Genomic DNA, 5391 nt, shown 5'->3' with positions numbered 1-5391 from the left:
GCCCACGAATGGGCAGAGCGGTGTATTCAGTTTGATTCCCGATCGTCTGTCGGGAACCACAAAGTGGACGCGAGCCCGTGCAACAAGTGCACGGAAATCAGTGTGTTATCAAGTCTTCGGCTTATTAGTACCGGTCAGCTCCACGGGTCGTTAGTCCCCGCTTCCACATCCGGCCTATCAACCCAGTAGTCTGCTGGGAGCCTCTCACACTCAAGGTGCATGGAAATCTCATCTCGAAGACGGCTTCCCGCTTAGATGCTTTCAGCGGTTATCCGGTCCGAACGTAGCTAATCAGCGGTGCCCTTGGCAGAACAACTGACACACCAGAGGTTCGTCCATCCCGGTCCTCTCGTACTAGGGATAGATCTTCTCAAATTTCCAACGCGCGCAGCGGATAGGGACCGAACTGTCTCACGACGTTCTAAACCCAGCTCGCGTACCGCTTTAATGGGCGAACAGCCCAACCCTTGGGACCTACTCCAGCCCCAGGATGCGACGAGCCGACATCGAGGTGCCAAACCATGCCGTCGATATGGACTCTTGGGCAAGATCAGCCTGTTATCCCCGAGGTACCTTTTATCCGTTGAGCGACAGCGCTTCCACAAGCCACTGCCGGATCACTAGTCCCGACTTTCGTCCCTGCTCGACCTGTCAGTCTCACAGTCAAGCTCCCTTGTGCACTTACACTCGCCACCTGATTGCCAACCAGGTTGAGGGAACCTTTGGGCGCCTCCGTTACTCTTTGGGAGGCAACCGCCCCAGTTAAACTACCCATCAGGCACTGTCCATGAACCCGATCAGGGTCCTACGTTAGACATCCAGAGTGACCAGAGTGGTATTTCAACAATGACTCCACGAACACTAGCGTGCCCGCTTCACAGTCTCCCACCTATCCTACACAAGCCACACCGAACACCAATACCAAACTGTAGTAAAGGTCACGGGGTCTTTCCGTCCTGCTGCGCGTAACGAGCATCTTTACTCGTAGTGCAATTTCGCCGAGTTCGCGGTTGAGACAGCTGGGAAGTCGTTACGCCATTCGTGCAGGTCGGAACTTACCCGACAAGGAATTTCGCTACCTTAGGATGGTTATAGTTACCACCGCCGTTTACTGGGGCTTAAATTCAGAGCTTCGCCCAAAGGCTAACCCTTCCTCTTAACCTTCCAGCACCGGGCAGGCGTCAGTCCGTATACATCGTCTTGCGACTTCGCACGGACCTGTGTTTTTAGTAAACAGTCGCTTCCCACTGGTCTCTGCGGCCTTCAACGCTCACGGAGCAAAGTCCGGTCACGTGTCCGGCCCCCCTTCTCCCGAAGTTACGGGGGCATTTTGCCGAGTTCCTTAACCACGATTCTCTCGATCTCCTTGGTATTCTCTACCTGACCACCTGAGTCGGTTTCGGGTACGGGCGGCTGCAACCTCGCGTCGATGCTTTTCTCGGCAGCATAGGATCACTGATTTCCCCTTACGGGTACGCGTCGGATCTCAGGCATACAGACGACGGATTTGCCTATCGTCAGCCCTACATCCTTACACCAGGTTCACCTTACGGATACCATCGCCTGGCTCAGCTACCTTCCTGCGTCACACCTGTTCATACGCTAACCGCACCAGCATGGGGTCGAGCGTTAGACCGGCCACCATCACCCCGAAGGGATCCGGTCGTCCGGGTTAGGACTCTTAGCACCACTGGATTAGCTTGGGCGGTTGTTCGCCGGTACGGGAATATCAACCCGTTGTCCATCGACTACGCCTGTCGGCCTCGCCTTAGGTCCCGACTTACCCAGGGCGGATTAACCTGGCCCTGGAACCCTTGGTCTTTCGGAGGACGGGTTTCTCACCCGTCTTTCGCTACTCATGCCTGCATTCTCACTCGTGTAGCGTCCACGGCTGGATCACTCCGCCGCTTCACTCGCCACACGACGCTCTCCTACCACTCCGCACGACTGAACCACGAAGGCTTGTCTAGTGTGCGAAATCTACAACTTCGGTGGTGTGCTTGAGCCCCGTTACATTGTCGGCGCGGAATCACTTGACCAGTGAGCTATTACGCACTCTTTCAAGGGTGGCTGCTTCTAAGCCAACCTCCTGGTTGTCTATGCAACTCCACATCCTTTCCCACTTAGCACACGCTTAGGGACCTTAGTTGGTAGTCTGGGTTGTTTCCCTCTCGACGATGAAGCTTATCCCCCACCGTCTCACTGCTGCGCTCTCACTCACCGGCATTCGGAGTTTGGCTGACGTCAGTAACCTGTTGAGGCCCATCGGCCATCCAGTAGCTCTACCTCCGGCGAGAAACACGCAACGCTGCACCTAAATGCATTTCGGAGAGAACCAGCTATCACGAAGTTTGATTGGCCTTTCACCCCTATCCACAGCTCATCCCCTCCATTTTCAACTGAAGTGGGTTCGGTCCTCCACGACGTCTTACCGTCGCTTCAACCTGGCCATGGATAGATCACTTCGCTTCGGGTCTAGAACATGCGACTCAAACGCCCTATTCAGACTCGCTTTCGCTACGGCTGCCCCACACGGGTTAACCTCGCCACATATCACTAACTCGCAGGCTCATTCTTCAAAAGGCACGCCGTCACCCCTACTAAGGAGGCTCCGACGGTTTGTAAGCAAACGGTTTCAGGTACTATTTCACTCCCCTCCCGGGGTACTTTTCACCTTTCCCTCACGGTACTTGTCCGCTATCGGTCATCTGGGAGTATTTAGGCTTATCAGGTGGTCCTGACAGATTCACACGGGATTTCTCGGGCCCCGTGCTACTTGGGATACACATCCGGCCATAACACCATTTCGTCTACGGGGCTGGCACCCACTACGGCCCGGCTTTCAAACCGGTTCGACTATGATGCGCTGTAACCGCCCCAGTCCGGCAGAACTGAGTGACGTGTCCCACAACCCCGACCATGCAACGCCCGCCGGCTATCACACATGATCGGTTTAGCCTCATCCGCTTTCGCTCGCCACTACTCACGGAATCACATGTTGTTTTCTCTTCCTGTGGGTACTGAGATGTTTCACTTCCCCACGTTCCCTCTACCCGCCCTATATATTCAGGCGGGAGTCACCAGGTCACAAAAGCGCCCAGCGGGGTTTCCCCATTCGGAAATCCTCGGATCAGGGCTCGATTATCAGCTCCCCGAGGCTTATCGCAGATTTCTACGTCCTTCTTCGGCTCCAGATGCCAAGGCATCCACCGTTTGCTCTTAGAAACTTGACCACAAAGATTAAAATTGCGATCCGTCATCACCCACAACACGAACACCAAAAGTGCCCGGTCGATTGGATGACGCGAATCAAAGATGCTCGCGTCCACTGTGTAGTTCTCAACATACGATCGGCACCACACTCCCCACCGTCCAGTGACAGTGCTTCATGCGGCCCGGCGAAGGACCCGCAGGCCCAACCCCCAACCCACCTCACGGCAGATCAGGAAGCCTGGTCCCTCAGGACCCAACAACGTGCACCAGCTGAGCAGCTCCACCCCAACCCGTCCCAACCCTGCAAGCAGAGCGTACTGAGGTCGGAAGCATCACTCCCAACTGCACTGTCAATGTTCCACCCATGAGCTACCCGTCGGACACGTTCGGTCCGAATCAGGCGCCTGGACCACGCCCACCCCGAAGGGCACACGAGGCCAGATGCTCCTTAGAAAGGAGGTGATCCAGCCGCACCTTCCGGTACGGCTACCTTGTTACGACTTAGTCCTAATCACCGATCCCACCTTCGACGGCTCCTTCCACAAGGGTTAGGCCACCGGCTTCGGGTGTTACCGACTTTCATGACTTGACGGGCGGTGTGTACAAGGCCCGGGAACGTATTCACCGCAGCGTTGCTGATCTGCGATTACTAGCGACTCCGACTTCATGAGGTCGAGTTGCAGACCTCAATCCGAACTGAGACCGGCTTTTTGGGATTCGCTCCACCTTACGGTATCGCAGCCCTTTGTACCGGCCATTGTAGCATGCGTGAAGCCCAAGACATAAGGGGCATGATGATTTGACGTCATCCCCACCTTCCTCCGAGTTGACCCCGGCAGTCTCCTATGAGTCCCCGGCATAACCCGCTGGCAACATAGAACGAGGGTTGCGCTCGTTGCGGGACTTAACCCAACATCTCACGACACGAGCTGACGACAACCATGCACCACCTGTACACCGACCACAAGGGGGCGACCATCTCTGGCCGTTTCCGGTGTATGTCAAGCCTTGGTAAGGTTCTTCGCGTTGCATCGAATTAATCCGCATGCTCCGCCGCTTGTGCGGGCCCCCGTCAATTCCTTTGAGTTTTAGCCTTGCGGCCGTACTCCCCAGGCGGGGCGCTTAATGCGTTAGCTACGACACAGAAACCGTGGAAAGGTCCCTACATCTAGCGCCCAACGTTTACGGCATGGACTACCAGGGTATCTAATCCTGTTCGCTCCCCATGCTTTCGCTCCTCAGCGTCAGTTACGGCCCAGAGATCTGCCTTCGCCATCGGTGTTCCTCCTGATATCTGCGCATTCCACCGCTACACCAGGAATTCCAATCTCCCCTACCGCACTCTAGTCTGCCCGTACCCACTGCAAGCCCGAGGTTGAGCCTCGGGATTTCACAGCAGACGCGACAAACCGCCTACGAGCTCTTTACGCCCAATAATTCCGGACAACGCTTGCACCCTACGTATTACCGCGGCTGCTGGCACGTAGTTAGCCGGTGCTTTTTCTGCAGGTACCGTCACTCAGAGTAAACTCAGTCGCTTCTTCCCTACTAAAAGAGGTTTACAACCCGAAGGCCGTCATCCCTCACGCGGCGTTGCTGCATCAGGCTTTCGCCCATTGTGCAATATTCCCCACTGCTGCCTCCCGTAGGAGTCTGGGCCGTGTCTCAGTCCCAGTGTGGCCGGTCACCCTCTCAGGCCGGCTACCCGTCGTCGCCTTGGTGAGCCATTACCTCACCAACAAGCTGATAGGCCGCGAGTCCATCCCCAACCAAAAAATCTTTCCACCACCAGACCATGCGGCCGGTAGTCATATCCAGTATTAGACGTCGTTTCCAACGCTTATCCCAGAGTCAGGGGCAGGTTACTCACGTGTTACTCACCCGTTCGCCACTAATCCACCCAGCAAGCTGGGCATCATCGTTCGACTTGCATGTGTTAAGCACGCCGCCAGCGTTCGTCCTGAGCCAGGATCAAACTCTCCGTAAAAAAATACAGACCCAACACCCGAAGGCATCAGACCGAGTTGATTCTGACTGTTGACTGTCTACTGACAATCTTCAATCCAAAAGGAATTGCATCATGACCTGAACAACCGAAGCTGCCCAGGCACGAGGTCAATCAATAAATTGGCATTGACAATGTGCACGCTGTTGAGTTCTCAAGGACCAGACGCACTC

At 55.5% G+C, this 5391-nt stretch carries 2 rRNA genes; both read right to left on the bottom strand.

The window, feature by feature from the left end:
• Window positions 1–104: 104 nt before the first annotated feature.
• Window positions 105–3233, bottom strand: a 23S ribosomal RNA gene (locus HQQ88_RS19150).
• A 432-nt stretch (window positions 3234–3665) separates the two neighbouring features.
• Window positions 3666–5200, bottom strand: a 16S ribosomal RNA gene (locus HQQ88_RS19145).
• The 16S and 23S rRNA genes sit together here, the layout of an rRNA operon.
• Window positions 5201–5391 lie beyond the last annotated feature (191 nt).

The organism is Curtobacterium sp. VKM Ac-2861, from assembly GCF_013204965.1.
Classification (GTDB): Bacteria; Actinomycetota; Actinomycetes; order Actinomycetales; family Microbacteriaceae; genus Curtobacterium.
Note: the sequence above shows the minus strand (reverse complement) of the source record. Positions and strands in the feature narration are given on the sequence as shown.